Source organism: Telluria sp. LT2P80, assembly GCF_059685955.1.
On sequence record NZ_JCASIO010000001.1, the window covers coordinates 509,381 to 535,624 of the forward strand.

Here is a 26,244-nt window from a genome sequence, read left to right on the forward strand (position 1 = left end):
GCTACAACCTGCCCCGATGGTTCATAACAGCGCGTCGCGGACCACGCCACGGGCGGCCATCGCCCGCTTGAGTTTCACGAGCGCTTCCTGCTGGATCTGGCGCACCCGCTCGCGCGTGACGCCCAGCTCGTCGGCCAGCGTCTCGAGCGTGGCCGGCTCGTCGTTGTCAAGGCCGAAGCGGCGCGTGACGACCAGGCGCTGCTTGTCCGGCAGGCGCGCCAGCCAGTCGCGCACCAAGAGCGCGGCTTCCTGCTGCTCGGCATGGGCGTCGGGGCTGCTCTCGCCGTCATCGGGCAGCACGTCCATCAGGCTCGATTGCGGATCGTTGTCGAGCGGCGCGTCGAGCGAAGTAGGATGTTCGGACAGCATCAGGATATCTTGCACCTCCTCGACCGGACGGCCGACCAGGCTGGCGATATCCTCGCTCGAGGCTTCCTTGCCGTCGTGGGTTTGCGCTTCGAGGTGGTATTTGGCGCGCAGCACGCCGTTGAGTTCACGCACCATGTGCACGGGCAAGCGCACCGTGCGCGCCTGGTTCATGATCGCGCGCTCGATGCTCTGGCGAATCCACCAGGTAGCGTAGGTCGAGAAACGAAAGCCGCGCTCGGGCTCGAACTTGTCGATCGCGCGCATCAGGCCGATATTGCCTTCCTCGATCAGGTCGAGCAGCACCACGCCGCGATTGATGTAATGCTTGGCGATCGAGACGACCAGGCGCAGATTGTGCTCGATCATCGTCTGACGCGCGCCGAAGTCCCCCGCCTTGGCCAGCGTGGAGAAATGGACTTCCTCCGCGTGCGTGAGCAACGCGCGGGTGCCGATCTGGTTCAGGTAATGCTGGGTGGTATCGGTCGCTAGCTCGGCCTGCAAGACCTTGCGCAGCTCGTCGACCGTATCGACGACGACGGCAACCGCCAGTGGCTCGCCGTCGCCCGCAGCAGCCACCGGCTCGCTTTCCGGGTCATCCGGAAACTCGTCGGTGTCCTGCGAATCGAGCGAGTGCGGTGGCTGTGTCATACCATCCTATCGAACGGGCAGGAACCTCGTCGGGTCGACCGGCTTGCCCTGCTGGCGAATCTCGAAGTGCAGCTTGACCAGGTCGGCGTCGGAATCGCCCATTTCGGCGATCAGTTGGCCCTTGGCCACGTTGTCGCCTTCCTTCACGACAATCTTGCGATTGTGCGCGTAGGCCGACAACAGGCTGTTGCTATGCTTGACGATGACGAGGTTACCATAACCGCGAATCCCGCTGCCAGCGTACATGACCTTGCCGGAACCGGCGGCCACCACGGGCTGGCCAGCCCTGCCGGCGATGTCCAGGCCCTTGTTGCGGCCGTCGTCGAAGGTGGCGATGACACGCCCTTCCGATGGCCACATCCAGCTCAGGCGCGCTTCGTCGCTGGCACCGGCAACCGGGGCTGCTGGCGCTGCCGGCACGACCGGCGTGACAGCCGGGACGCTCGGGCGCGTATCGGCCACCGTGGTCTCGGTGGCTGGCTTCTTGTCGACGCGCGGCTCGGTCTTGCGCGGCGCGCTGGCGGCCGGCGGCATCGGAATCGGCTGGGTCTGGACGTTGGCCGTGCGCTCACCGCCCGGCGGGCTCACGCGCAGCACCTGGCCGACCTTGATGTCGTCCGGATTGGCCAGCTTGTTCCAGTCCACCAGGTCGCGGTAGTTCTGGCCGAAGTCGAAGGCGATGCGCAGCAGCGTGTCGCCCTTGCGCACGGTGTACATGCCGCGCTCGTCGTGCTTGGGGGTATCGTCGACACGCACCGGGGCCGGGCGGGTCTGGACGGGTGCGGTACCGCGCTCGACGACGGGCGCCTGGCGGGTCGTGGTGGAACAGCCGGCAACGAGGCCGATGATGATCGTCAGGAGGGCGAAACGCGGAGCTTGTGTCATTGGCATTCTTTAGTCTTGTCGGCGTACTGCGGGCCTGGCGGCCCAGATTGAAATTAGATGGTGCCCGGGCGCAGGGGCACGAAGTGGCACGCTTCCAGCGTTTCGCTGGTCCACTCGGCCTTGCCGGTGCGGGTTATGCGGTGCAGGTGCTGCACCTCGGCGCCAACGGGCGCGACCAGATGCGCACCGATGGCCAGCTGCTCAAGCAGCGCGCGCGGCACATCGAGGCCGGCGGCCGCGAGAATGATACCGTCGAACGGCGCCACCTGCGGCAAGCCTAACATACCATCGCCATACTGCAAACGCAGGTTCGATATGCGCATCGGGCGCAGATTGGTTTTGGCAAGCTCGTGCAGCGCCTTGATGCGCTCGATCGAATACACGTCCTTTGCGACGAACGACAGCACCGCGGCCTGATAGCCGCAGCCCGTGCCGATCTCCAGCACGCGTTCGAGCTTGCGGCCAGCGCACATCATGTCGATCATGCGCGCCACGATGTACGGCTGCGACATTGTCTGCTGATGGCCGATCGGCAGCGACGCATCGACATATGCCTGGCCCGACATCGCGGGCTCGAGGAACAGATGGCGCGGCACGATTTCCATGGCGCGCAGCACCTGCGGATCGTTGACGCCCTGGCGCGCGATGCGCGTGACCATCGCGCGGCGCACCGCTTCGGTGGCAGCCAGGTCCGAACGCTGGGCGGTCGGCGCGCCGGTCGCGGCCTGCACATAGCCAGGCGCGCGTGCGGCCGGCCCGGCCTCCGGCGGCGCCTTGCTGCCGCTGGCGGCGTTGCGGGTCGCGGTCTGTGGCGTGAACACCGGCGCTGGCGCGCCGGGCTTGCGCATGCCGCTGGTCGTCGATGAGAGGGGCAACGGGAAGTTCGGACGCGCGTCCTTCATGGCAAGGCTCCAGCCAGCAGATCGAGCTGGGTCTTGTGGGTGAGGTCAATCTGCAGCGGCGTGATCGACACCCGCCCCTGCGACGTGGCGTGAAAATCGGTGCCCTCGCCCGCATCGAGGCAGGCGCCGGGCGCGCCGATCCAGAAGATCTCGCGCCCGCGCGGATCCTGGGCGCGGATGACGGGTTCGGCCTGGTGGCGGCGGCCGAGGCGGGCCGGCGTCAGCGGGCCGATCTGCTCGTACGGCAGGTTCGGGATGTTCACGTTGAGCAGGAACGGCGACGGCAAGGCGGCAAACCCGCCCGCAGCGAAGCGCTCCACGATGTCGCGTGCCACGCGGGCCGCATCGTCCACGTGGGCCCAGCCGCTGTTGACCTGAGAGAACGCGATGGCCGGCACGCCGAACAGATAGGCTTCGGTGGCCGCAGCCACGGTGCCGGAATACAGCGTGTCGTCGCCCATGTTCTGGCCATTGTTGATGCCGGAAACCACGAGGTCGGGCAACGCGTCGGACATCCCGGTCAGCGCGATGTGCACGCAGTCGGTCGGCGTGCCATTGGTGAAGTAAAAGCCGTTGGCCGCCTTGTGGACCGACAGGGGACGGTCGAGTGTCAGCGAGTTGGATGCGCCCGAGCGGTTGCTGTCGGGCGCGACGACAACGATCTCGGCGATTGGCGCGAGCGCGTCCGCCAGCGCCTGGATGCCAGGCGCGAGATAGCCATCGTCGTTGCTAATCAGTATCCGCATGGAGGCGATTTTACCTGAAGCAACGCTTGTATCGACACCTGGTGGCGGAAAAATGCAGCCGGATTTCATGATCCGGGACGCTGGATGCCGCTTTGGCACGCCACCGTGAGCGATGTCTTAGCGAATTGACAAGCGGCGTAGCAAGAGCAGCAACGGCCAAAAAACCACGCTCACCCGCCGTCGTTCAGGCGCCCGAGTGCCGCCATGCTCGCTGCCCTGCTGGCGCCGCCGCGCATCGAGCACGCCTTCGAGCACCGTGCGCGCACGCCCGGGCTCATGCTGCCGCGCGAGCGTTTGCGCCAATGCCTCCTGGGCATCGAGGGCCGCGAACAATGTGCCGGATTGGTCCATGCGGCGCCTCATGAATGAAAGGACAGCGTGCCAGGCGGTAAAAAACGGCGCAATCCGGCCAATCCTAGCGTGCCTGTCAGGGCCACCGCTTGCGGCCGGACAGGAGAAGACCGGCCGTAAGCATGTTCACGCCGCGCCGACGGCGCTGTCATCGTCCTCTGCTGCCGCCGGATCGAAGAAGCGCAGCACGTCTTCCTGCACCCGCGTGCGCTTGAACGACGGCAGGCTCTGCCAGATGCGGCGTCCGTACGGCTTGGTGATGAGGCGCGGGTCGCAGATCATCAACACGCCCCGGTCGTCGACGTCGCGGATCAGGCGCCCTGCCCCCTGCTTGAGCGTGATGATCGCCTCGGGCAACTGGTGGTGCATGAAGCCGTTGAGCCCCTGCTTTTCCATGACCTCGATACGCGCGGCCAGCACCGGATCGTCCGGCGGCGCGAATGGCAGCTTGTCGATGATCACGAGCGACAGCGCATCGCCGCGGACATCGACGCCTTCCCAGAAGCTCTGGCTGCCCACCAGCACGGCATTGCCGGCGGTGCGGAACGAATCGAGCAATTCAGTGCGGCCCCGCTCGCCCTGCACGAACAGCGGGAAATCCCAGCCGCGCTCGGCAAACTCGACCCGCAGGCGCTCCGCCACCTTGTTCACGGCGCGGATCGTCGTGCACAGGAAGAACGTGCGCCCGCCAGCCGCCTTGATCACCGGCAGCGCGGCGTCGACGACGGCATCGGTGTAGACGGCGGCCTGCGGTTCCGGCAAGCCGGTCGGCACGTACAGCAAGCCCTGGTTCACGTAATCGAACGGGCTCGGCCAGGTCTTGGCCGGCTCGCCCGTCAGCCCAAGCTGGTCGGAGAAATGCTTGAAGTCGTTTTTGACTGCCAGCGTTGCCGACGTGAAGATCCAGCTGCGCGGCGTGCCTTCGCGCTGGTTGGAGAAGATCGGTGCGATCGACAGCGGCGTCTTGTGCAACTGCAGCGACGACGCGAACGCTTCGGCCCACAGCACCGCCTGCTCGGCGGCAGGCGCCTTGGCATCGGGCTTCCAGCCGTCGATGGCGGCGGCCAGGTCGTGCGCCCGCACGCGGCAGGCTTCGATTGTTTCGGCGCGCGCGGCGTTTTCTTCAAGCACGGTGATCATCCCCGCAAGCTCGGCCTTGAGCTTGTCGAGCGCCGGGAAGAACTGCGACGTCGGCATGATCTGCGGCAGCGACAGGCGCAGATTGCCTTCACCAAACGCCAGGCGCAGGTCGCGCGCCGCTTTCTCGACCACGGTCACCACCTTGGCCCAGTCCGGGCCACCACGCGCATGCGCCAGGCCTTCGGCCAGCACGTCACGGCACAGTTCGAGCACCTGCGACGTCGACACCGACTGGCCGAAGAACAGCGTCGCCGTGTCGGGCAGCTGGTGCGCCTCATCGAAGATGATGGTGTTGGCCGACGGCAGCAGCTCGGCCACGCCGGTGTCCTTCAGCGCCACATCGGCAAAGAACAGGTGGTGGTTGACGACGACGATGTCGGCCTGCTGCGCTTCGCGCCGGGCCTTCATGACGAAACAGTCCTGGTAGTACTGGCATTCGGCGCCCATGCAGGTGTCGCGCGTGGACGTGACGAGGTTCCAGACCGTGGCGGTTTCGGGCACCTTGGCCAGCTCGGCCTTGTCGCCCGAGTTGGTCATTTTGATGAAGCGCGAAATTTCGCGCAGGTGGCCGACGTCATCGCGTGAAGTCAGACGGCCATTCTGCAGCGTGCGCTCGAGATGGAAATGGCAGACGTAGTTCGAGCGGCCCTTGAGCAGCGCCACCGACACCGGTGCGCGCAGCGCGGCGCGGATGGTCGGGATATCGCGCATGAACAACTGGTCCTGCAGGTTCTTGGTGCCGGTCGAGACGATCGTCTTGCCGCCCCACAGCAGCGCCGGGACCAGGTAGGCGAAGGTCTTGCCGGTGCCCGTACCGGCCTCGGCCATGAGCACTTGCTGGTTGTCGATGGCGTGGGCGACGGCCTTGGCCATCTCGGTCTGGGCCTGGCGTGGCTTGAAGGTGCCGACGGCGGGCGCGAGCGGGCCGCCCGCACCGAACAGGCGGTCGAGGTCAGCGTCGTACTTGCCGGCAGGGATAGCGGAGTCGGTCGACGCGGCGGAATGTGCTTCCAGGGCGCCAGTGGCCGACCCAGCCGTCCCGGCCGGCTCTGCGGCAGGGCCGGGAACAGGGAGATGGTCGGTCAATGTATGTGTCGTAACTTATCTTGAAGAAACGTGGCTTGCAGCAATGGCTCAGGCCGGGATATCGGGGACCAGCTGCATCTTCAGCAGCGTAATATGATCTTTGAGCTGCAGTTTACGCTTTTTGAGGCGGCGCAGTTGTAACCCGTCGGCGTGACCGTCCGCCGTCAACATGGCGATGACGGCATCGAGGTCGCGGTGTTCCACATCGAGTTCAATAATACGGCGCTGGATGTCCTGGACATCGATCATGATGGTCTGTTCCAAACAGTGTTTACAGATGGGATTGTGGGAATGGGAGCCGGTCGGCGCTGGCGCAGCGGGCCTTCCAGTATTGCCGTAAGCAAATCTTCTTGCTTGTTGGTTGGTTCTCGGTGCATAGTTTAATCCACGCGGTCATTGCCGCCAACAAAGATTGGCGTCAGGCCTAAGAAAACAAGCATTTATGACTTCCTACAGGATCGAAGCGGGTACCGCGCAACACATCGGTAACCGTCCCCAACAAAACGATCGCGCCGCCCTGCTTACGGGCGCGCGCGCGCCCGGCTATGTGCTCGCGGTGCTCTCTGACGGCATCGCCAGCCCGGCCGGGGCCGAACAGGTGTTGCACACGGCGCGCCAGGTATTCGACGAATTCAAGCCGGGCGACCATCCGGACATCGAGCGCCTCGCCCAGCTTCTGCACGAGATCATCAGCGAAACCCACACGGTAATCAAGATGAACGCCGTCGCCGGCAAAACCGAACTCCATGCCAGCTTCGTCGGCCTGGTCATCAGTCCGCATGGTGAGGCGGTCTGGGCCCACGTGGGCGACTCGCGCCTGTACCGCTTCGAGCACGACAAGTGCGCGATGCGCACGAGCGACGTCGCCTATGTCGAGCACCTGATCTCGAGCGACCGCCTGCCTGCTGATGCGGCGCGCAATCACCGCCGCTCCAAGCTGCTGCTCAATGTACTGGGAAACAGCCGCAAGGAGCCGTTCGTTACGACTGGCAGCCACACGGGGCTGGTCGCCGGCGACAGCTTCCTGCTCGGCTCCGATGGCCTGTGGCACTTCTTCACCGACGCCGAACTGGCCGCCGTAACCGCCAAGTCCACGCCGCGCCAGGCCGCCGAAAAGCTCATCAGCAAAGCCGGTGAGCGTTCTCAGGGCAAGGGCGGTAATTGCACCATGGCCATCGTCAAACTGGTCAAACCGCCCAGCGCCTAGTTGCTCGCTGCAGGCGGCTGGCCCGCCTTCTTTGCCGCGTCGTCAGCGGCGCGCTTGGCGGCCTTTGCCTCGCGCTCGGCGACACGACGCGCGACCTGCTTCTGACGCTCGATCGATTCCACACGCCGTGCTTCGGCCGCCGCCACATTCTGGGCTGCCCTCGCCTGGGCGCTCTGGGTGCGGGCCGCGTTCTCCTGCAGGCGTTTGGTGCGGGCTGCGCGCGACTCCGCCGGCGTCGTGCGCGGCGCTGGCAAGGCAGTACTTGGTGGCGCCTTGACGTCCGGTGGATTGGCCGCCAGCTCGGCTTCTTCTTTCTGGAAGGCCGCTTCGGACACGGCCAGCGCGCGGTCGCGCTCATCGACCTTGGCCTGGCGCAGGTAGCGCGACGCTTCGATCTCGATGGCGCGCTGCTCCAGCAGCGCCACGCGCTGCTGCTCGCTTGCCTCGTCCAGGCAACGGGTCACGAAGAATTTGTCGTAGCAGACCACTTCGCGTTCGGCGTAGCGGGTTTCGATGGCGCGGCGCTCTGCGGCCACGGCTTCCAGGCGCTGCTGGGCCTGCGCGGTCGAGGTCGATGCGGGCGGCGGCACCTCCGGCGCGGCCGGCTGTGTCGTCGAGCAGGCCGCCAGCAGGCTTGCCAGGGCCAGCAGCGCGCCTGCGCGCAGCGTGGTAATGCGTGTCATGTGGATCCTTGTTGTCGTGCCTGGCCGTATCAGGCGATCTTGTCGGCCGCGCCGCGCCGCTCGGAGAGCATGTATTCGCGCGACTGCATCTCGATGATACGCGATACGGTCCGGTGGAATTCATTGGCCAGCTGGCCTTGCGTGTAGAGTTCTTCGGGCTCGACCGCCGCGGACATGATCAGCTTGACCTTGTGGTCATAGAACACGTCGATCAGCCAGGTGAAGCGGCGCGCTTCGGACGACTGCGACGCCGACATCGCCGGAATACCGGACAACACCACCGTGTGGAACTGGCTGGCCAGTTCCAGGTAATCGTTCTGCGAGCGCGGGCCGCCGCACAGCGTGGCGAAATCGAACCAGATCACGCCGCCGGCACGGCGCAGCGCGCGGATTTCGCGGTTCTCGATGTGCACGATCGGCGCTTCGTCGGCGATGTCGGCTACCTTGGCATAGGCATCGCGCAAGGCGCGGTCGGATGCGGCATTGAGCGGCGTGTAATACGCTTCGACCTGCTCGAGCGCGCGCTTGCGGTAATCGTTGCCGGCATCGACGTTCAGCACGTCCAGCTTGGCCTGCAGCAGCGCGATGGTGGGCAGCATGCGGTCGCGGTGCAGGCCGTCCGGGTACAGCGTCGACGGCTCGTAGTTCGACGTCATCACGAAGCTCACGCCATTATCGAACAGCGCCTTGAGCAGGTTGTACAGGATCATCGCATCGGCGATGTCCGAGACGTGGAATTCATCGAAGCAGATCAGCCGGTATTTCTTGGCGATGCGCTTGGCCACTTCGTCGAGCGGATCGGCCACGCCCTTCAGTTCATCCAGTTGCCCGTGGACAGCGCGCATGAATTCATGGAAGTGCAGGCGCGTCTTGCGCACCACCGGCACGACCGAGTAGAACGAGTCCATCAGGAACGATTTGCCGCGCCCCACCCCGCCCCACATGTAGACGCCCTTGGGCACCGTGGGACGGTTGATCAGACGCTTGAAAGCGGACGACCGCTGGGCCTTGTAGGCGACCCAGTCGTCGTACGCCTGCTGCAGGCGGTCCACTGCCATTTGCTGCGCGGGGTCGGACGTGAAACCACGCGCGTTAAGCTCGTGCACATAATATTCTTGAACGTTCATGGGATACCGATAAAAACATGGGGTGGACGGCGACGCCGACCACCCCATGGAGTTCACGCGCCGGCAAGCATGCCGGCGAAGTTTCTGCTGCTTAGAAGTTCAGCGAACGCTTGTCCACCGCCAGAGCGGCTTCTTTGGTGGCTTCGGACAGCGACGGGTGCGCGTGGCAGATGCGCGCGATGTCTTCGGCCGAGGCCTTGAACTCCATCGCGACGACGGCTTCCGAAATCAGCTCGGACGCCATTGGGCCCACGATGTGCACGCCCAGGATTTCGTCGGTCGTGGCATCGGCCAGGAACTTGACCATACCCGACGTGTCACCCAGTGCGCGCGCACGGCCATTGGCCATGAACGGGAAGGTGCCGGCCTTGTAGGCGATGCCTTCGGCCTTGAGCTGCTGCTCGGTCTTGCCGACCCACGAGATCTCTGGCGACGTGTAGATCACCCAAGGAATCGTGTTGAAGTTGACGTGACCATGCTGACCGGCGATACGCTCGGCCACGGCAACGCCTTCTTCTTCGGCCTTGTGCGCCAGCATCGGGCCGCGCACGACGTCGCCCACTGCCCACACGCCTGGCAGGTTGGTACGGCACTCGTCGTCGACGACGACAAAGCCACGCTCGTCGAGCTGCACGCCCACGGCTTCGGCGTTCAGGCCGATCGTGTTCGGCACGCGGCCGATCGAGATGATCAGGCGGTCGAACGTAACGCTCTGCTCGGCGCCGGTGCTGTCGGCATACGCCACGGTGACGTTGTTCTCGCCCTTGGTGATCGCGCCGATCTTGCAACCGAGGTTGATTTTGAGGCCCTGCTTGACGAACAGCTTGTGCGCTTCTTTGGCGATCTGCTCGTCGACGGCGCCCAGGAAGGTCGGCAGACCCTCGAGCACGGTGACGTCAGCGCCGACACGGCGCCAGACGCTGCCCATTTCGAGGCCAATGACGCCGGCGCCGATCACGCCCAGCTTGCCCGGGACTGCATCGATCGCCAGTGCACCGGCGTTCGACAGGATCAGTTTCTCGTCGAATTCGGCGCCTGGCAGCTGGCGTGCGTTCGAACCGGTCGCGATGACCACGTTCTTGGCGGTCAGCGTGTCGGTGGTCGGGCCGCTGACGTTGATGGTGTAACCGCCTTCGGCAGTGCCGGCGAACGCGCCGCGGCCGTGGAAGAAGCTGACCTTGTTTTTCTTGAACAGGAACAGGATGCCGTCGTTGTTCTGCTTGACGATCGTGTCCTTGCGACCCAGCATCTTGCCCAGGTCGAGCTCGAGGCCCGAGACGTTAATGCCGTGGTCGGCAAACGCGTGACCGGCGTGCTCGAAGTGCTCGGACGACTGCAGCAGTGCTTTCGACGGGATGCAGCCGACGTTGGTGCAGGTGCCGCCCGGCGCAGGCTTGCCGGCAGCGTTGCTCCATTCGTCGATACAGGCAACCTTGAAGCCCAGCTGGGCTGCGCGGATGGCAGCAATGTAACCGCCAGGACCGCCGCCGATGACGACTACGTCAAATTGTTTATCGCTCATTACATGATTCCTTTTTTATTCTTCCGGAACAAATACCCACAGCAGCAGGTAGATCAGGATGCCGAAGCCGAACGTCAGGACGAACAGCACGAAGATCAGGCGCCAGACCCACGACTCGAGGCCATAGGTGCGCGCCAGGCCGCCACACACGCCGCCGAGCCAGCGATCGAGCCGCGTGCGGCGCAGGCCACTCAGCAGATCATCGCGGTGCGTGTCGAACGACGAGCCGCTCGTGAATGCGCTCTCTTTCGTCAGGCTGACGGTAGACGCGCCGGACAAAATGCGCGCCTTGGCCTGTTCGAATTCGGCGTCGGACAGCGCGCCCGCCTGGTGCAGCTCGTGCAGCCGCTTGATTTCGTCTGACAGCATGTCGTTCTCCGGCAAACTATGACCGGCGCCACGGGGCGCCGGCCAGGTTGAGACTTACAGGTCCAGCAGCAGGCGGGCCGGATCTTCCAGCGCATCCTTCATTGCGACCAGGCCCAGGACGGCTTCGCGGCCGTCGATGATGCGGTGGTCGTACGACATGGCCAGGTAGTTCATCGGACGGATCACGATCTGACCGTTTTCGACAACCGCGCGGTCCTTGGTCGCGTGCACGCCCAGGATGGCCGACTGTGGTGGGTTGATGATCGGGGTCGACATCATCGAACCGAACACGCCGCCGTTCGAGATCGAGAACGTACCGCCGTTCAGATCGTCCAGGGTCAGCTTGCCTTCTTTGGCTTTCTGGCCGAATTCACCGATTTTCTTTTCGATGTCGGCGATCGACATCTGGTCGGCGTTGCGCAGGATCGGAACCACCAGGCCACGTGGCGAACCGACAGCGATACCGATGTCGAAGTAGCCGTGGTAGACGATGTCGTTACCGTCGACCGACGCGTTCAGCACTGGGTACTTCTTCAGTGCGGCAACGGCAGCCTTGACGAAGAACGACATGAAGCCCAGCTTGACGCCGTGCTCTTTCTCGAACTTGTCCTTGTACTTGTTACGCAGGTCCATGACTGGCGCCATGTTCACTTCGTTGAACGTGGTCAGGATGGCGTTGGTCGACTGCGATTGCAGCAGGCGCTCGGCGATACGGGCGCGCAGGCGGCTCATCGGCACGCGCTCTTCCGGACGGTCGCCCTGGCTGGCAGGCGCGGCGGCAGCGACTTGCTGCAGTGGCGCTTTGGCAGGTGCGGCAGCTGGTGCTGGTGCAGCGGCTGGCTTGTTGGCAACGGCGGCCAGGGCGTCGCCCTTGGTCACGCGACCATCACGGCCCGAACCATCGACGCCAGCGGCGTTCATGTTGTTGTCAGCCAGGATCTTGGCAGCGGCAGGCATCGCCACGCCGGCTTTCGACTGGTTCGAGGCAGCTTCCGGAGCCGCTTGCGATGGAGCAGCAGCGATCGGTGCGTTTGGCGCGGCCGATGGAATGGCTTTCACTGGCAGCGGGCTGGTCTGCGCCGATGCTTCGGTGTCGATGACGGCAATGACTTCACCGGCGACGACGGTTGCGCCGTCGGCCTTGAGCAGTTGCACGATCACGCCGGCGCTTGGCGCTGGCAGTTCCAGGACCACCTTGTCGGTCTCGATGTCGATCATGTTCTCGTCGCGATCGACGGACTCGCCGACTTTCTTGTGCCAGGACAGCAGGGTCGCTTCAGCAACCGATTCCGACAATACAGGGACCTTGACTTCGATTTGTGCCATTTAAAACTCCAGTAATTATTCTTTGCAAGAAACCCCGACGCGTCGCGCCGGGGTCGTGGTCTTACTTATGCTTGTGCATCACTTCGTCAGGATGAAGCCCTTGAGCTTCGAGAACGCGGTCTCCAGCAGTTCTTTCTGCTGCGCGATGTGCTTGTCGGCATAACCGACCGCAGGCGACGCCGAGGCGGCGCGGCCGGCGTATGCCAGGCGCTGGCCATCTTCCATGCCTTCGAAGATGTTGTGCTGGATCTGGAACCAAGGACCCTGGTTTTGTGGCTCGTCCTGCACCCACACCACTTCGCCGGCGTTCGGGAACTTTTTGAGTTCGGCGCCGAACGACTTGTGCGGGAACGGGTACATCTGTTCCATGCGGATGATCGCGGTGTCGGTCAAGTTGCGCGCCTTGCGTGCATTGACCAGGTCGAAGTAGACCTTGCCCGAGCAGACCAGCACGCGCTTGACCTTCGATGCGTCGATCTTGTCGTCGCATTCGCCGATCACGGTCTGGAAACCGCCCTTGGCCAGGTCGGTCAGCGGCGAACCGGCATCCTTGTTACGCAGCAGCGACTTCGGCGTGAAGATGACCAGTGGCTTGCGGAACTGGCGCACCATCTGGCGACGCAGCAGGTGGAAGATCTGGGCGGCGGTCGTTGGCTGGACCACTTGCATATTGTTGTCTGCGCACAGTTGCAGGAAACGCTCGATACGTGCCGACGAGTGCTCCGGACCCTGGCCTTCGTAGCCGTGTGGCAGCATCATGACCAGGCCCGACGCGCGGCCCCACTTCACTTCGCCCGAGGCGATGAACTGGTCGATGACGACTTGCGCGCCGTTGACGAAGTCGCCGAACTGGGCTTCCCAGATCGTCAGCGTGTTCGGTTCGGCAGTCGAGAAACCATACTCGAAGGCGAGCACGGCTTCTTCGGACAGCACCGAGTCGATCACGGTGAAGTTGGCCTGGTTCTCGGACACATTGGCCAGTGGCAGGTAGATACCCTGGTCCCAACGTTCACGGTTCTGGTCGTGCAGCACGGCGTGGCGGTGCACGAACGTGCCGCGGCCCGCATCCTGGCCCGACAGGCGGATGGCGTAACCCGACGACAACAGCGACGCGTAGGCCAGGTGTTCACCCATGCCCCAGTCGAGGTTGACTTCGCCGCGGCCCATATTGGCGCGGTCAGCCAGCACCTTGTCGACCAGCGAGTGCGGCTTGAAGTTTTCTGGCGTGGTGGTGATGCGTTGCGCCAGGCGCTTCAGTTCGGTCAGCGGCACGGCGGTATCGGCCGCGTCGGTCCACTTCTTGTTCAGGAACGGCGCCCAGTCGACGGCGTACTTGTTCTTGAAGTTGGTCAGCACCGGATCGACCGTGTGCTTGCCGGCGTCCATCGCATCGCGGAACGCAGCGACGAGCTTGTCGCCGCCATCGGCTTCGATGGTGCCCTGCGCTGCCAGCTTTTCGGCGTACAGCTTGCGGGTGCCCGGGTGCTTGGCGATCTTCTTGTACATCAGCGGCTGGGTCAGCGCTGGCGTATCCTGCTCGTTGTGGCCCAGCTTGCGGTAGCAGATGATGTCGACGACGACGTCCTTGCCGAATTCGGCGCGGTAGTCGAGTGCGATCTGGCTGGCCAGCACGACGGATTCAGGATCGTCGGCGTTCACGTGCAGCACCGGCGCTTCGATCATCTTGACGACGTCCGAGCAGTACAGCGTCGAGCGCGCATCGCGCGGGTCCGATGTGGTGAAGCCAATCTGGTTGTTGATGACGATGTGGACCGTACCGCCCGTACCGTAGCCGCGGGTCTGCGCCAGGTTCAGGGTTTCCATGACCACGCCCTGGCCGGCGAATGCAGCGTCGCCGTGCACCAGAATCGGCAGCACTTCCTTGCCCTTGCGGTCGCCACGGCGTTCCATGCGCGCCTTGACCGAACCTTCGACGACCGGGTTGACGATCTCGAGGTGGGACGGATTGAAGGCCAGCGACAGGTGGACCGGGCCGCCCGGCGTGGTGATGTCGCTCGAGAAGCCCTGGTGGTACTTGACGTCACCGGCTGGCAGGTCGTCGGCGTGCTTGCCTTCGAATTCTTCGAACAGGTCGGCCGGGCTCTTGCCCAAGGTGTTGACCAGGACGTTCAGGCGGCCGCGGTGGGCCATGCCGATAACGATTTCCTGGACGCCCTTTTCACCGGCGCGCTGGATGACTTCGTCCATCGACGCGATGAACGATTCGCCACCTTCGAGCGAGAAGCGCTTGGCGCCGACGTACTTGGTGTGCAGGTAACGCTCGAGGCCTTCGGCCGCGGTCAGGCGCTCGAGGATGTGTTTTTTCTTTTCGGCCGAGAAGGTCGGGGTCGAACGGATCGACTCGAGACGCTCTTGCAGCCAGCGCTTTTCGGTCGGATCGCTGATGTACATGAACTCGGCACCGATCGAGCGGGTGTACGTGTCACGCAGCATGTTCAGGATATCGCGCAGTGGCGCGGTGTCTTGACCGAAATACGTATTGGTGATGTTGAAGACCGTGTCCATGTCGGACTCGGTGAAGCCGTAGAACGCAGGATCGAGTTCTGGCAGCAGTGGACGTTCCTGGCGCTGCAGCGGATCCAGGTTGGCCCAGCGCGAACCGAGGTAACGGTAGGCGGCAGTGATCTGGGTCACGGCGACGCGCTTGCGGCCCAGTTCGGAGTCAGCCGAAGCGACCACGGTGCGGATCGGGCCTTGCTTGGCGCGTTCGGCGAACGACGCAATGACCGATGAATGGACGACGTCAGGACGGTTCGAGCCATCGACGGCCGGCACGTGCTGCATCTGGTCGAAGTAGGCGCGCCAGTTTTCTGGCACCGACGTCGGATTGTCCAGATAGGCCTCGTACAACTCTTCCACGTACGGGGCATTGCCGCCGAACAGGTATGAGTTGGCGTTTTGTTGTTGCATCATTCTTGCTCACCTTTCTTTTCGCGCTTCGCGAGGGTTGGGCGGGTTATTTAACCTTCCGCGACACGGCCTGACCGTTTAGCGGATTGCACTTCAAGACATCAAGTTGTGGGGGAAGGACTGTTTCAGTACCGATACATGTGCAAAATCCTGCCTGTTTGCGCTCATGATTGTAACGCATGATCCCATGCGGGGCAGATTACATTCCTAGAATAATTTATTTCCAAATGTGTTTTTGAACACTCGCTGCCAACCGGCAAATGTGCGGTTGTCGTCAATACCACATTGACCTTGTAAATGATAATCGTTATCATTTAACGCATGTCCACCTCCGCCCCGTCCCCTGATGTCGTCCAGCCGGTGTTACCGGCATCGGCCAAAGCAACCAGTACGCCCGCCCCCGTTGCCGGTGGCATGCCCCAGCGCCTCCCGGGCGCGGGCCGCGCCATGTTTCTCAAGCAGTTGCACCAATGGCACTGGATCAGCTCGGCAATCTGCCTGATGGCGATGCTGCTGTTCAGCTTTACGGGGCTGACGCTGAACAACGCGGCGCTGATCAAGGCCACGCCCGAGGTCACGCGCCTGAAAGCCACGCTGCCGGCGCCGCTGCTTCCGCAATTCAAGCAGTGGGCCGAAGAACACGCTGATGCCAAGGTGCCGCTGCCAAGCAGCATTGCCGACTGGACCAACAGCGCATTCCCTGTCGATGTGCGTGGTCAGCGCGCCGAATGGACCGAGGAAGACGCCTACATTGCCCTGCCCCGCCCCGGCGGCGACGCCTGGCTGCGCATCGCCGTCGACGGCAACGCCGAATTCGAGCGCACCGACCGCGGCTGGATTTCGTGGCTCAACGACATGCACAAGGGCCGTAACACGGGCGCCGTCTGGAGCTGGTTCATCGACATTTTTTCGGTCGCCTGCATCGTGTTCTGCATCACGGGCTTTTTGATCATGAAATACCACGCGGCCAACCGGCCGTCGACCTGGCCGGTGATCGGCTTCGGCATCGTGCTGCCAGCCGTGCTGGCGTTGTTGTTTGTCCACTGATCGTTTATTTCCAACCTGAGAGAAGACCAAGAATGAAACTGTCCCACTCGCTCGTCCTGACCCTGCCGCTCGTTTCCGGCTGGGCCGTGGCCGCCGACCTGTCCGTCAAGTTCGACCTGCCGCAACTGAACGTGGCCGAATACCACAAGCCGTATGTGGCGATCTGGCTCGAACGCGCCGACCAGAGCGTCGCGGCCAATCTCGCCGTGCTGTACGACCTGAAAAAGGATGCTGCTGGCGACAAATGGGTCAAGGACCTGCGTACGTGGTGGCGCAAGGCCGGGCGCGACGCCAAATTCCCGCTCGATGGCGTCAGCGGCGCGACCCGTCCGGCGGGCAGCCAGACGATGAAATTCGACGGCGCCAAGCACGGCCTCGACAAACTCCCGGCCGGCGACTACAAGCTGGTCGTGGAAGCATCGCGCGAAGCGGGCGGGCGTGAACTGGTCAAGGTGCCGTTCACGTGGACCGGCAAGGGCAAGGTCGCAGCGAATGCAGCAGGCAAGGAAGAACTGGGCGCCGTCGCCCTCGAACTCCAATAACAACAATCAAGAGAGAATCCCATGCACAACCGTATCCTCAAGGGCGCCCTGCTCGGCCTGGCCCTGGCCGGCATGTCGATGAGCGCGCAGGCGCACCGCGGCTGGCTGCTGCCCAGCACGGCCATGGTCGAAGCGAAGGAACCGTGGGTCACGCTCGACGGCGCGATCTCGGAAGGCCTGTTCGAATTCCACCATGTGCCGCTGCGCCTGGACAACCTGACGATCACGGGGCCCGATGGCGTGACGACCAAGGCCGAAGGCGCCGTGCTCGGTAAATTCCGCAGCACGATCGACATCCGCCTGCCGAAGGACGGTACCTACCGCCTGGCCATCGTCAGCAACAACGTGATGGGCAGCTACAAGCTGGGTGGCGAGGTCAAGCGCTTCCGCGGCGTCGAAGGCACACCGGGCGCGCAAGTGCCGGCCGGCGCCACCGACGTGACCACCAGCACCACGCACACGCGCCTGGAAACCTTCGTCTCGGCCAATGACATGAACGACACGGCGCTCAAGCCAAGCGGCGTCGGTCTCGAAATGGTGCCGGTCACCAATCCGTCCGACCTGCGCGCGGGCGAGCCGATCACCTTCCGCTTCCAGCTCGATGGCAAGCCACTGCCGAACTTCCCGTTCAGCATGGTGCCGGGCGCCGTCAAGTACCGCGGCACGCTGGGCGAACTGCGCTTTACCACCGACGCCAAGGGCGAGGTCAAGTTCACGGTGCCGGACGCGAATATGTACTGGCTCTCGGCTAAGTTCCCGCTCGAGACGCCAAAAGGGCCGCCAACGCCGGGCGCCAAGCGCTACAGCTACACGGCCACGCTCGACGTCCTGCCGCAATAAGGGCGAAAAGGCTCGATGCGCACCATTCTTGTTCCCCTGAACGTCGACGCGGCCATGCCGCCCGGCGGCAGCACGCTGTTCACCACATCCGGCACGTCGATGGGCACGACCTGGTCGGCGCGGCTGATGCTGCCGCCGGGCGCCGATGGCGCCGTAGTCACCCGCGCGCTGCAAGGCGAGCTGGACGAGATCGTTGCGCAAATGAGCCATTGGGACGAAGACTCCCTGCTGTCGCGCTACAACCGCGCGCCGGCTGGCAGCTGGCACGCGCTGCCGCCGCAGTTTTTTGCCGTCGCCGAGCATGCGCTGCAGGTGGCGGCCGACAGCGGCGGCGCCTACGATCCGGCTGCCGGCGCCCTCGTCGATTTGTGGGGCTTCGGCGCCCGCGGGCGTTACGACCAGCCGGGGTTCCAGGCGCCGCAGGTTGCGCTGGTTGCTGATGTTATCGTGCGCCGGGGCGAGCGCCAGCCGGTGCTTGACCATGCCGGGCGGCGCCTGCTGCAGCCGGGCGGCGCGATTCTGGATTTTTCGTCGGTCGCTAAAGGATATGCGGTCGATCGCATGGCCGCCTGCCTCGAGGATCGCAGCGTGCGCCACTTCGTCGTCGAAGCGGGCGGCGAATTGCGCGGCGCCGGGGTCAAGCCGGATGGCCAGCCTTGGTGGGTCGAGGTCGAGGGCGTGCCCGATTGCGAGACTGTCGGGCAGACGGTCGTTGCCCTGCACGGGCTGGCGATCGCTACCTCGGGCGACTACCGGCGCAGTTTTCAATATGGCATGCGGCGCATGGCGCACACGCTCGATCCGCGCAGCGGCTATCCGGTGGATCACGACCTGGCCTCGGTCACGGTGCTGGCGCCAACCTGCATGGCGGCCGACGCGCTGTCCACTGCCCTGACGGTGCTGGGGCCTGACGACGGGCTGGCGTTTGCGGAACAACGCGGGATTGCAGCGCGCTTTCTCGTGCGCGCCGGATCCGGCTTGAAAGAAACCACAACGGGCGCCTGGCGCTCGATGCTTCAATGATGCTGACAATCGAACCGCTGCGCTGGGGCAGCGCATTGGCGCTGTCCGGCGCCTATCTTGCGATGTGCCTGGGCCTGTGGCGCATGCATTTGGCCAAGGCGCGTCCCAGTAGCGTGGCAGCCGACTGGCTTGTGGTCTATGCGAGCCAGACCGGCAGCGCAGAATTTCTGGCCGAACGGACGGCCGCCACGCTGGCGCTCGGAGGCCTGGACGCGCGCGCGGCCTGCATCTCGACGCTCGACCTGGCTACGTTGACCAGCGCCAGCCGCATCCTGTTCGTCTGCAGCACCTACGGCGAAGGCGACGCGCCCGATCCCGCCGCGCGTTTTGCCACGCAGACGATGGACGCGACGCCGGACCTGTCGCAGCTGCACTTCGGCATGCTGGCCCTGGGCGACATCACGTATACCAACTACTGCGGCTTCGGCCGCGCGCTCGATGCCTGGCTGCGCGAGCGCGGCGCAACGAGCTTGTTCGAGCGCATCGACGTCGACCGCGGCGCGCCCGACGCGCTGGCCGCATGGCAGCACCACCTGAGCCACCTGGCCGGCACGAGCGACGCACCGGACTGGGAAGCACCCGCCTACGGCGCGTGGCGCATCGCCGAACGCACGCTGCTCAATCCCGGCAGCGCCGGCGCGCCGCTGTATCGCCTCGCTTTGATCTCGCAGGATGGCGCGCTGCCGGCGTGGGAAGCAGGCGACCTGGCGCAAGTCAGCGCGCCGGCCGACCCGGAACATCCCCGTGAGTATTCGATTGCCTCGGTACCAGCAGAAGGCCTGCTCACGTTGCTGGTGCGATTGCAGCAGCGTGCCGACGGAACGCCGGGCGCGGCGTCGGGCTGGCTCTGCACGGATGCGCTTGCAACGGACACGATCCGGCTGCGGGTGCGCGCGCATGCACGCTTCCGGCTGGGTGAGAATGCGCTGCGGCCACTCATTGCGATCGGCAACGGCAGCGGACTAGCCGGCCTGCGCGCACTGCTCAAGGCGCGCATCGACGCCGGCACCCACGACAACTGGCTGCTGTTCGGCGAGCGCAATGCGGCTCATGACTTTCTGTGCAGGGGCGAACTGGAAGAATGGCGCGACAGCGGCGCCCTTGCGCGGCTCGACCTGGCGTTTTCGCGTGACGGAAGCACGGCACGTTATGTGCAGCATCTGGTTGCCGCGCAGGCTGACCTCTTGCGCCAGTGGGTCCGGGACGGCGCGGCGATCTATGTCTGCGGCAGCCTGCAGGGGATGGCCGGTGGCGTGCATGATGCGTTGGTCGAGGTGCTGGGCGCGGCCACGGTTGAGGCCATGATGGGCGATGGGCGCTACCGGCGCGACGTGTACTGATGTCCTGTCGCTGTTGGCGAGAGGCTGTCGCTGGCGACGAGCAGCATTAGCCAGCTTGACTCGCACCGTGTTGTTCGTCGGAGAGCATAGTGAAAGCGCTGGGCGATTGGCGCTAGGGCTTGATCGGCGATGTACTGGCGATGAACCAGTGATTGGCGTGCACGCCGACCATGCCAGCCTAGGGGCACGCTGCTTCGCCAGTCTGAAACAGAACAGCCCCGACAAGCGGGGCTGCGATTTACCGGCAACTATCTGTGATCAGGCGGCGTGGCGGGTTTTGCGGCGTGCAGCTGCCAAGGCCAGGGCGCCGATGGCCAACATGCCGAGGCTGGCTGGCTCCGGTACATCGGTAGTGTCGGCAAAGTCGACCGTCAACTGAAGATTAGCACGATTGCTACCGAATCCCTCAGTGGTGTAGGTCCACTGATAGAGATCAGAGCCCTGGAAATGCAGTCCCAGCCAGCCATCGTTCGCGGCAACACTGGCCGTGAGCAAATCGGTGATGTCGAGTGCATTGGCGCCGCCGCTGACCGTTGCGTTAACCGACCCGTAATTGGTGCCCGGTGCATTGAAGTTGAATGCAAGATTTCCGCTGCCGCCATTGAAGCCGGTAACCGTTGCCAATTGCGAATTGGTGTCGCCGTCGAGTAGGGAGAAGCTCAACATTGCACTGTTAATCTGCTTGCCTGCCAGCGAGCCGATGTTTACCTGAGCCAAGGTACGCGAGTACGAAGAAATTTCGAGGCCAAACAGGTGCGCCCATTGCGTGTTGTACATGCCAACGAAACCGCTGCCGGCAAACGTTTGCGACGTGTCGTTGCTGGTGTATCCAGCGAACGTACCGATGTCGTTCAACGTAAAGGTCGTCACCCCGGCGTGTGCCTGGAAGGATGCGCTCAGGGCGAGTGCAAGGATCAATTTTTTCATTCAGGATTCCCCTTTGAGGATTAGTTGTTGTGCTTTGTAACTAGCAATTACAATGCCAGAAGAAAATTTATGTTGTTAATCAAGCACATGCTGATAAACCTCAAGGTTTGCGTGGTCCTAGTGTAAAAAAATTCGACAATTAAATTCATGGAGTTTCATCGCATGATTCAATGCGCTAAGGAAAAGTGGCGCTTGTATGTCATTGCACCGTGCTTGCCGCAATTAACTGGGTCATACCGCAAGTAATGGAGTCAACGCAAGTAACGAGTAACGGGGTCAACGAATAACGGGGTCAGGTCTGACATTCAGACACGAGCTCTGCGATGATCCGGCATATCGATTTTCAAGCGCATCTTGAGGAGCCAGAGGTCTATTTGAAATGCTCTCAAGTAAGTAGAGCATGTGTCCAGATGTCAGACCTGACACCGCCAATGACGGTCGGTGCCTAAGCCCTGTGAATGAATACTAATTGCTTCGGCCAGAAATCAAGTTTGCATTGATCCACGATGCCACGTCGGTAACCGGAATAGCGCGCTGGGCATTGAAACTGCCACTTTTATCCCAAGCAACACCCCTTCCCTGCGCAAAGGCGGCGCGATACTTGCGCATCATGTTATGTGGGTCGCGGGCCAACTCGCCTAGCAAGTATTCCTCGCTCCACGCCGAACGGCTGAACGGTTGGCCTAGCGCCGCTTGCAGCTTGTAGGCCACTTCCCCATACGTCACGGTGTCGCCTGCCAAATAAACGATGTCGTTGCGGATACGGGGTTGCGTGAAAACGACCTCGGCAGTCAGAACGCCAATATCATCTGGCGTAGTCAGCGTGACAGCAGTGTCGAGGCTGCCAAGAGCGTGCACCGCATGTTCTTCAAGATCGACGACGCCGAATTCTGGCTCAAACAGGTAGCTCATGAACATACCGGTCGAGATGATCACCCACTCAGTCTGGTGCTGACCCCGCAGCAATTCGCGCACGTCCAACTGTGCGTCGAAGATGTCCTGCGGACTGCCGCGACCGATGACGTCAAAATCGACGCCGAACTGCCATGGGAAGTACCTGGGAATTTGCGCTTGCAGGGCAGCACGCGCCAATTTCATTGGCGTGTCGATACCCGCGGCATAGCCAGCACACCCTATGACTGTGTCGTATTGGCCAAACACCGCAGCCAGTTCGTCGATCGAACTTTTCACAAGATCGCCGATGATGATGTCGATCCCAAGGTTTCGGATTTCGGCCACATCACGCTGCTTGTCTGGCACATTGGACGCGGCAGCGCTTGCGCGCAGCAACACGCTGATGGTCACACCGTCGACGTCCTTCGCGCGTTGCGCGAGACTGCGCAGTACCGGCATCCCGAGTTCCCCGGCACCGAGTACAAGAATCTTTTTAGACATCGCGTCAGGATCTGCTTGATTCATCGTTAGCGGTACCGATGAATGGCGGATTTGGTTGGACATGTTGATTTCTCCTTTAGCGTTGATACCTGCACTATAGGGAAAGCAACGGGGCGGAAAAAGTGGTCGTGGAGGTTTTCATTGTGCAGAAAATGCGAACAATGGTGGGTTATAGTGCCGTTTTCCTTATAGCTATCAGGCCAATATATGGACCGCGTACAAGCAATGCAGGTATTTGTCCGAGTCGTCGAAGGCAAGAGCTTTGTACGTGCGGCGCAGACGCTCGGCTTACCGCCATCATCCGTCACCGGTATCGTTAAAAGGCTCGAAAAACATTTGCAAATTCGGTTGTTGAACCGTTCAACCAGAACCCTCAGCTTGACACCGGAAGGTGAGCAATACTTCCACCGCTGCCGCGAGATACTCGACCTGATTGACGACACGGAAGCGAGCCTGAACGGCTCTGCCGAGCGCCCACAAGGGAAGCTGCGGGTGGATATGCCGGGGGGCATTGCGCATGCCTTGATCCTGCCGCGTTTGGCGCAATTTGAGCAGCGCTACCCCGATATCTATCTCATGATCGGCATAAATGATCGTCAGGTGGACCTGATCCAGGATGGCGTCGATTGCGTGATCCGTACTGGCAACCTCAATGATTCGACGCTGGTCTCACGTCGTTTGGGGGCGTTGCGCTGGGTTACATGCGCGGCGCCGTCCTATGTGGAAGAAAAGGGGACTCCCAAGAGGCTGCTGGATCTGCAGGCACACCAGGCTGTCCACTACTTTTCCAGCACGACGCGGCGGGGAAGTGAGCTGCATTTTGTCGAAGACGGGAATTGCGTCGCCGTTCCGGTCGCTGGCAAGGTTGCAGTCAACGAGACTGGGCTTTACATCAAGCTTGGAATCGACGGACGCGGCCTGATTCAGTTGGCGGAGATCCTGGTAGCGGAACAATTGCGGAGCGGAGAGTTAGTCGAGGTGCTGGCCGACTGGCGGCCAGCACCTGTTCCTGTATCACTACTTTATCCCCACCGCCGCTTTCTCTCTCCGGCGATGCGTGCGTTTGCCGATTGGACAGCCGAACTGTTTACCGACACCTGTTAAGGGTCGACAGTTGCCTATCGAAACAGTCTGCGACACCTTGCAGCACGATGCAACGGATGAATCGCGTCAGGGCGTCACATCCACACCCTTCCAGAACGCGATGTGGCCAGTAATATTTGACGCGGCGGATTTTGGTGTGGCATACACCCACGCCGCATCCTTGTTGACCTTGCCGTTCACCTCGATATTGTAGTAGCTCGCTGTGCCCTTCCAGGGACAGTTGGTTGTTGTACTCGAGTCGCTGAAGAACTGGCGGTTTAACGAGGCGGGGGGAAAATAATGGTTCCCTTCGACGACGACCGTATCGTTCGACTGCGCCAGCACTTCACCATTCCATATTGCTTTCATATGCACTCCGGTAGCGTTTCGGATCTGAAGCGCGGACCAGTCTACACCGGTTGCGTGGGAAAGTTGATGCGGATGTTTGTGCGACGAGTGCTCGCGGAACGGCGTTGGGCCAGGTAGTCGCCAAACCTCGTGCGCACCCAACCTTCCGCGTCGCGATGCTGATGGCTTACCATGCACTGTCACCACTTTCTTGCCCGCCCGTGAAAATCGCCATCGGCCACCGCCTCTTTGCCTCCGTGCTCCTTGCCATGCTGACGGTGGCAGCTGCCGCCGTGCTGCTGCTGCGCCAGAATGTGCTGGGCAGTTTCGGCGACTACGCGGTGGCGATCGAACTGGATCGCCTCGATGAACTCTCCGGCGCCGTCGCGCGCCAGTACAGCCAGCATGGCGACTGGACGTTCCTGCCGTCTGGTGACAACCGGCGCGACTGGATCGGCGGCGAATTGACGCGCCTGCAGTCCGTGCGCGGCAAGCCGGCGCCACCGGTCGGGCCGGTCGGTCCCGTAGCGCCGGTGGACCCCGTCGCCCCGGCTGCGCCGGCGTCGCCCGCCGCCGCGATGCACACGCGAGCGGGTCCGCCCATGCCACCACTGCCACCGCCCCCACCCGCCCCACCCGGCGTGATCGCCGACCTGCACACGCGCATCACGCTGCTCGATGCGAATGGCGCGTATCTCGCCGGCCGCCCGCCGGGCAACCTGCCACTGGCCCGGCGCGCCATCACCGTCGATGACCGCACGATCGGCTATCTCGGCGTCGCGCGCAGCGCGCGGCCCAGCGACGCGATGGCGTTTGCATTTCTCGACCAGTTGCAGCGCAGCCTGTGGCTGATCGGCGGGCTGGCCCTGGTGCTCAGCGCGCTGGCCGCGATCGGCCTGGCGCGCCACTTCCGGCGCCCGATCGACCGCCTCGCACGCGGCGCCGGCGCACTGGCCGCAGGCGACTACGCCGTGCGCCTGCCGGTTCAGCGCAGCGACGAACTGGGCGACCTGGCGCGCCACTTCAATGCGCTGGCCGAGCGACTGGATCAAGCGGAGGCGGCGCGCCGCCAGTGGGTGGCCGACACGTCGCACGAACTGCGTACGCCGCTGGCCGTGCTGCGCGCGCAGCTCGAAGCGATCCAGGATGGCGTGCGCCAGGCCACACCCGCCACCGTCGATGCGATGGTGCTGCAGGTGCATGCGCTGACGAAGCTGATCGACGAACTGTATGCGCTGGCACGCGCCGACGTCGGCGAACTGGCGTGCCAGCGCGTGCCGCTCGACCTGTGGCAACTGGCGACCGCTGAAGCGCAAGCATTCGGCGCGCGCTTCCAGGCCGCCGGCCTGACGTTCGAGACCGGCGCGACGCCAGCACAATCACAGGTGCTGGGCGACCCGGACCGCCTGCGCCAGGTGCTGGCCAACCTGTTCGAAAACAGCCTGCGCTACACGGCGCCCGGCGGCGCGGTACGGCTAAGCGCGCAGGTGCACGACGGCCAGCTGCACCTGATGCTCGACGACAGCGCGCCCGGCGTGCCGGATGCCGCGCTGGCGCGGCTGGCCGAGCGCTTCTACCGCGTCGATGCATCGCGCAGCCGCGCGCATGGTGGCGCCGGCCTGGGTCTGGCCTTGAGCCGGCGCCTGCTTGCCGCGCAAGGCGGCGCGCTGGCGTTCGCCCACTCGCCACTGGGTGGCCTGCGCGTGACCGTGTCGCTGCCGCTGCTTGAAAAGGACACGCCATGAACAGCAACATTATGATCGTCGAGGACGAGCCCGAACTGGCCGCCGTGATCGCCGACTACGCACGCGCAGCCGGTTATGTCCCGACCGTGCATGGCGACGGCGCGCAGGCCCTGGCCGCGATCCGCACGGCGCCACCGGATCTGATCGTGCTCGACCTGATGCTGCCTGGCCTGGATGGTCTGGCGCTGTGCCGCGCGGTGCGCGCGTTTTCGGAGGTGCCGATCGTGATGGTGACGGCGCGGGTCGAAGAAATCGACCGCTTGCTGGGACTGGAACTGGGCGCTGACGATTACCTGTGCAAACCATTCAGCCCGCGCGAGCTGATGGCGCGCATCAAGGCGATCCTGCGCCGCGCCGGAAGCGCCGACGTCGCGCCGGCGGCCCTGCTGCTGGACGAGGCCGCGCGCAGCGTCAAGGTCCACGGCCGCGCGCTCGACCTGACGCCAAGCGAATACGCGATCCTCGCCGCGCTGGCGCGTCGGCCGGGCCAGGTGCTGTCACGCGCCCAGCTGCTCGACGCGGCCCGCGCCGACAATCTCGACGCCACCGACCGCGCGATCGACAGCCACGTCAAGAACCTGCGGCGCAAGATCGACGGGGCGGCGCCGGGGCTGGAGCCGATCCGCTCGATCTACGGTCTCGGCTACCGCTACGACGCGTGA

Annotated in this window: 25 protein-coding genes; 9 read left to right on the forward strand and 16 right to left on the reverse strand. The window is 63.7% G+C overall.

All coding sequences use genetic code 11. From position 1 onward, the window contains the following. Nucleotides 1-21: 21 nt before the first annotated feature. From rpoS to AC56LW_RS02345, 7 genes are all read right to left on the reverse strand, one after another. Complete coding sequence (gene rpoS / locus AC56LW_RS02315; RefSeq protein WP_332530935.1) at nt 22-1,017, reverse strand: RNA polymerase sigma factor RpoS; 996 nt, start codon at nt 1,015-1,017, stop codon at nt 22-24. A gap of 6 nt (nt 1,018-1,023) precedes the next feature. Continuing rightward, nucleotides 1,024-1,902 carry a peptidoglycan DD-metalloendopeptidase family protein gene (locus AC56LW_RS02320; protein ID WP_332530934.1) on the reverse strand — a complete coding sequence of 293 codons (879 nt, stop codon included), beginning with the start codon at nt 1,900-1,902 and terminating at the stop codon, nt 1,024-1,026. Nucleotides 1,903-1,955: 53 nt separating this feature from the next. Next, nucleotides 1,956-2,804 (reverse strand): protein-L-isoaspartate(D-aspartate) O-methyltransferase, encoded by an 849-nt coding sequence (locus AC56LW_RS02325; RefSeq protein WP_332530933.1) that lies wholly within the window; start codon nt 2,802-2,804, stop codon nt 1,956-1,958. Then, on the reverse strand, nt 2,801-3,550 hold the full coding sequence (gene surE / locus AC56LW_RS02330) for a 5'/3'-nucleotidase SurE (protein ID WP_332530932.1): 750 nt from the start codon (nt 3,548-3,550) through the stop codon (nt 2,801-2,803). The genes AC56LW_RS02325 and surE overlap by 4 nt, the downstream gene beginning before the upstream one ends. A 117-nt stretch (nt 3,551-3,667) precedes the next feature. Next, nucleotides 3,668-3,901: a hypothetical protein gene (locus tag AC56LW_RS02335; protein WP_499631248.1), complete on the reverse strand. Its 234-nt coding sequence runs from the start codon at nt 3,899-3,901 to the stop codon at nt 3,668-3,670. Between the two features lie 126 nt (nt 3,902-4,027). Beyond that, nucleotides 4,028-6,127, reverse strand: coding sequence for a DNA repair helicase YoaA (gene yoaA, locus AC56LW_RS02340; protein ID WP_499631251.1), 2,100 nt, complete (start codon nt 6,125-6,127; stop codon nt 4,028-4,030). A gap of 48 nt (nt 6,128-6,175) precedes the next feature. Beyond that, nucleotides 6,176-6,376, reverse strand: a complete 201-nt coding sequence (locus AC56LW_RS02345) for a YdcH family protein (RefSeq protein ID WP_332530929.1) — start codon at nt 6,374-6,376, stop codon at nt 6,176-6,178. 193 nt (nt 6,377-6,569) lie between these two features. Between AC56LW_RS02345 and AC56LW_RS02350 the strand changes: the two genes are divergently transcribed. Continuing rightward, entirely contained in the window at nt 6,570-7,334 is a 765-nt protein-coding gene (locus tag AC56LW_RS02350) for a PP2C family protein-serine/threonine phosphatase (RefSeq protein WP_499631254.1), read from the forward strand. On the opposite strand, the gene AC56LW_RS02355 is transcribed toward AC56LW_RS02350, so the two are convergent. The 6 genes from AC56LW_RS02355 to AC56LW_RS02380 form a co-directional block, all read right to left on the reverse strand. Then, the gene (locus AC56LW_RS02355) at nt 7,331-8,017 is read right to left on the reverse strand and encodes a hypothetical protein (RefSeq protein WP_499631257.1); all 687 of its coding nucleotides are present in this window, start codon (nt 8,015-8,017) and stop codon (nt 7,331-7,333) included. The genes AC56LW_RS02350 and AC56LW_RS02355 overlap by 4 nt on opposite strands. A 29-nt stretch (nt 8,018-8,046) precedes the next feature. Next, on the reverse strand, nt 8,047-9,144 hold the full coding sequence (gene zapE / locus AC56LW_RS02360) for a cell division protein ZapE (protein WP_332530926.1): 1,098 nt from the start codon (nt 9,142-9,144) through the stop codon (nt 8,047-8,049). Between the two features lie 91 nt (nt 9,145-9,235). Further along, entirely contained in the window at nt 9,236-10,666 is a 1,431-nt protein-coding gene (lpdA, locus tag AC56LW_RS02365) for a dihydrolipoyl dehydrogenase (RefSeq protein ID WP_499631260.1), read from the reverse strand. 15 nt (nt 10,667-10,681) lie between these two features. Continuing rightward, the gene (locus tag AC56LW_RS02370) at nt 10,682-11,035 is read right to left on the reverse strand and encodes a PspC domain-containing protein (RefSeq protein ID WP_332530925.1); all 354 of its coding nucleotides are present in this window, start codon (nt 11,033-11,035) and stop codon (nt 10,682-10,684) included. A 54-nt stretch (nt 11,036-11,089) separates the two neighbouring features. Further along, nucleotides 11,090-12,361 carry a 2-oxoglutarate dehydrogenase complex dihydrolipoyllysine-residue succinyltransferase gene (gene odhB, locus AC56LW_RS02375; protein WP_499631263.1) on the reverse strand — a complete coding sequence of 424 codons (1,272 nt, stop codon included), beginning with the start codon at nt 12,359-12,361 and terminating at the stop codon, nt 11,090-11,092. Nucleotides 12,362-12,439: 78 nt separating this feature from the next. Further along, nucleotides 12,440-15,295, reverse strand: a complete 2,856-nt coding sequence (locus AC56LW_RS02380) for a 2-oxoglutarate dehydrogenase E1 component (protein ID WP_499631265.1) — start codon at nt 15,293-15,295, stop codon at nt 12,440-12,442. Nucleotides 15,296-15,706: 411 nt separating this feature from the next. Here AC56LW_RS02380 and AC56LW_RS02385 point away from each other — a divergent pair, with 411 nt between their 5' ends. The 5 genes from AC56LW_RS02385 to AC56LW_RS02405 are packed head-to-tail and all read left to right on the forward strand — an operon-like array spanning nt 15,707 to nt 20,084. Next, a complete protein-coding gene (locus AC56LW_RS02385; RefSeq protein ID WP_499631268.1) occupies nt 15,707-16,339 on the forward strand; it encodes a PepSY-associated TM helix domain-containing protein in 633 nt (210 codons plus the stop codon). A 32-nt stretch (nt 16,340-16,371) separates the two neighbouring features. Further along, entirely contained in the window at nt 16,372-16,881 is a 510-nt protein-coding gene (locus AC56LW_RS02390; RefSeq protein WP_332533593.1) for a DUF2271 domain-containing protein, read from the forward strand. 21 nt (nt 16,882-16,902) lie between these two features. Beyond that, nucleotides 16,903-17,721, forward strand: a complete 819-nt coding sequence (locus AC56LW_RS02395) for a DUF4198 domain-containing protein (RefSeq protein ID WP_499631271.1) — start codon at nt 16,903-16,905, stop codon at nt 17,719-17,721. 15 nt (nt 17,722-17,736) lie between these two features. Continuing rightward, nucleotides 17,737-18,744 (forward strand): FAD:protein FMN transferase, encoded by a 1,008-nt coding sequence (locus AC56LW_RS02400; protein ID WP_499631275.1) that lies wholly within the window; start codon nt 17,737-17,739, stop codon nt 18,742-18,744. Further along, nucleotides 18,741-20,084: a sulfite reductase subunit alpha gene (locus tag AC56LW_RS02405; RefSeq protein ID WP_499631278.1), complete on the forward strand. Its 1,344-nt coding sequence runs from the start codon at nt 18,741-18,743 to the stop codon at nt 20,082-20,084. The genes AC56LW_RS02400 and AC56LW_RS02405 overlap by 4 nt, the downstream gene beginning before the upstream one ends. Nucleotides 20,085-20,342: 258 nt before the next feature. On the opposite strand, the gene AC56LW_RS02410 is transcribed toward AC56LW_RS02405, so the two are convergent. Both AC56LW_RS02410 and AC56LW_RS02415 read right to left on the reverse strand, forming a co-directional pair. Beyond that, on the reverse strand, nt 20,343-21,011 hold the full coding sequence (locus AC56LW_RS02410) for a PEP-CTERM sorting domain-containing protein (protein ID WP_499631281.1): 669 nt from the start codon (nt 21,009-21,011) through the stop codon (nt 20,343-20,345). 465 nt (nt 21,012-21,476) lie between these two features. Next, nucleotides 21,477-22,430 carry an aromatic alcohol reductase gene (locus tag AC56LW_RS02415; protein ID WP_499632863.1) on the reverse strand — a complete coding sequence of 318 codons (954 nt, stop codon included), beginning with the start codon at nt 22,428-22,430 and terminating at the stop codon, nt 21,477-21,479. A gap of 183 nt (nt 22,431-22,613) precedes the next feature. On the opposite strand from AC56LW_RS02415, the gene AC56LW_RS02420 reads away from it, so the two are divergent. Next, nucleotides 22,614-23,510: a LysR family transcriptional regulator gene (locus AC56LW_RS02420; RefSeq protein WP_499631284.1), complete on the forward strand. Its 897-nt coding sequence runs from the start codon at nt 22,614-22,616 to the stop codon at nt 23,508-23,510. A gap of 66 nt (nt 23,511-23,576) precedes the next feature. On the opposite strand, the gene AC56LW_RS02425 is transcribed toward AC56LW_RS02420, so the two are convergent. Beyond that, nucleotides 23,577-23,858: a DUF427 domain-containing protein gene (locus AC56LW_RS02425; protein ID WP_332533587.1), complete on the reverse strand. Its 282-nt coding sequence runs from the start codon at nt 23,856-23,858 to the stop codon at nt 23,577-23,579. 200 nt (nt 23,859-24,058) lie between these two features. Between AC56LW_RS02425 and AC56LW_RS02430 the strand changes: the two genes are divergently transcribed. Then, nucleotides 24,059-25,582, forward strand: a complete 1,524-nt coding sequence (locus AC56LW_RS02430) for an ATP-binding protein (protein ID WP_499631287.1) — start codon at nt 24,059-24,061, stop codon at nt 25,580-25,582. Beyond that, nucleotides 25,579-26,244 carry a response regulator gene (locus AC56LW_RS02435; RefSeq protein WP_499631290.1) on the forward strand — a complete coding sequence of 222 codons (666 nt, stop codon included), beginning with the start codon at nt 25,579-25,581 and terminating at the stop codon, nt 26,242-26,244. The genes AC56LW_RS02430 and AC56LW_RS02435 overlap by 4 nt, the downstream gene beginning before the upstream one ends.

Coding starts and splice junctions, on each gene's coding strand:
- rpoS (WP_332530935.1), bottom strand. CDS start 1,017: ATGACACAGCCACCGCACTCGCTCGATTCGCAGGACACCGACGAGTTT.
- AC56LW_RS02320 (WP_332530934.1), bottom strand. CDS start 1,902: ATGACACAAGCTCCGCGTTTCGCCCTCCTGACGATCATCATCGGCCTC.
- AC56LW_RS02325 (WP_332530933.1), bottom strand. CDS start 2,804: ATGAAGGACGCGCGTCCGAACTTCCCGTTGCCCCTCTCATCGACGACC.
- surE (WP_332530932.1), bottom strand. CDS start 3,550: ATGCGGATACTGATTAGCAACGACGATGGCTATCTCGCGCCTGGCATC.
- AC56LW_RS02335 (WP_499631248.1), bottom strand. CDS start 3,901: ATGGACCAATCCGGCACATTGTTCGCGGCCCTCGATGCCCAGGAGGCA.
- AC56LW_RS02345 (WP_332530929.1), bottom strand. CDS start 6,376: ATGATCGATGTCCAGGACATCCAGCGCCGTATTATTGAACTCGATGTG.
- AC56LW_RS02350 (WP_499631254.1), top strand. CDS start 6,570: ATGACTTCCTACAGGATCGAAGCGGGTACCGCGCAACACATCGGTAAC.
- AC56LW_RS02355 (WP_499631257.1), bottom strand. CDS start 8,017: ATGACACGCATTACCACGCTGCGCGCAGGCGCGCTGCTGGCCCTGGCA.
- zapE (WP_332530926.1), bottom strand. CDS start 9,144: ATGAACGTTCAAGAATATTATGTGCACGAGCTTAACGCGCGTGGTTTC.
- lpdA (WP_499631260.1), bottom strand. CDS start 10,666: ATGAGCGATAAACAATTTGACGTAGTCGTCATCGGCGGCGGTCCTGGC.
- AC56LW_RS02370 (WP_332530925.1), bottom strand. CDS start 11,035: ATGCTGTCAGACGAAATCAAGCGGCTGCACGAGCTGCACCAGGCGGGC.
- odhB (WP_499631263.1), bottom strand. CDS start 12,361: ATGGCACAAATCGAAGTCAAGGTCCCTGTATTGTCGGAATCGGTTGCT.
- AC56LW_RS02380 (WP_499631265.1), bottom strand. CDS start 15,295: ATGATGCAACAACAAAACGCCAACTCATACCTGTTCGGCGGCAATGCC.
- AC56LW_RS02385 (WP_499631268.1), top strand. CDS start 15,707: ATGCCCCAGCGCCTCCCGGGCGCGGGCCGCGCCATGTTTCTCAAGCAG.
- AC56LW_RS02390 (WP_332533593.1), top strand. CDS start 16,372: ATGAAACTGTCCCACTCGCTCGTCCTGACCCTGCCGCTCGTTTCCGGC.
- AC56LW_RS02395 (WP_499631271.1), top strand. CDS start 16,903: ATGCACAACCGTATCCTCAAGGGCGCCCTGCTCGGCCTGGCCCTGGCC.
- AC56LW_RS02400 (WP_499631275.1), top strand. CDS start 17,737: ATGCGCACCATTCTTGTTCCCCTGAACGTCGACGCGGCCATGCCGCCC.
- AC56LW_RS02405 (WP_499631278.1), top strand. CDS start 18,741: ATGATGCTGACAATCGAACCGCTGCGCTGGGGCAGCGCATTGGCGCTG.
- AC56LW_RS02410 (WP_499631281.1), bottom strand. CDS start 21,011: ATGAAAAAATTGATCCTTGCACTCGCCCTGAGCGCATCCTTCCAGGCA.
- AC56LW_RS02415 (WP_499632863.1), bottom strand. CDS start 22,430: ATGAATCAAGCAGATCCTGACGCGATGTCTAAAAAGATTCTTGTACTC.
- AC56LW_RS02420 (WP_499631284.1), top strand. CDS start 22,614: ATGGACCGCGTACAAGCAATGCAGGTATTTGTCCGAGTCGTCGAAGGC.
- AC56LW_RS02425 (WP_332533587.1), bottom strand. CDS start 23,858: ATGAAAGCAATATGGAATGGTGAAGTGCTGGCGCAGTCGAACGATACG.
- AC56LW_RS02435 (WP_499631290.1), top strand. CDS start 25,579: ATGAACAGCAACATTATGATCGTCGAGGACGAGCCCGAACTGGCCGCC.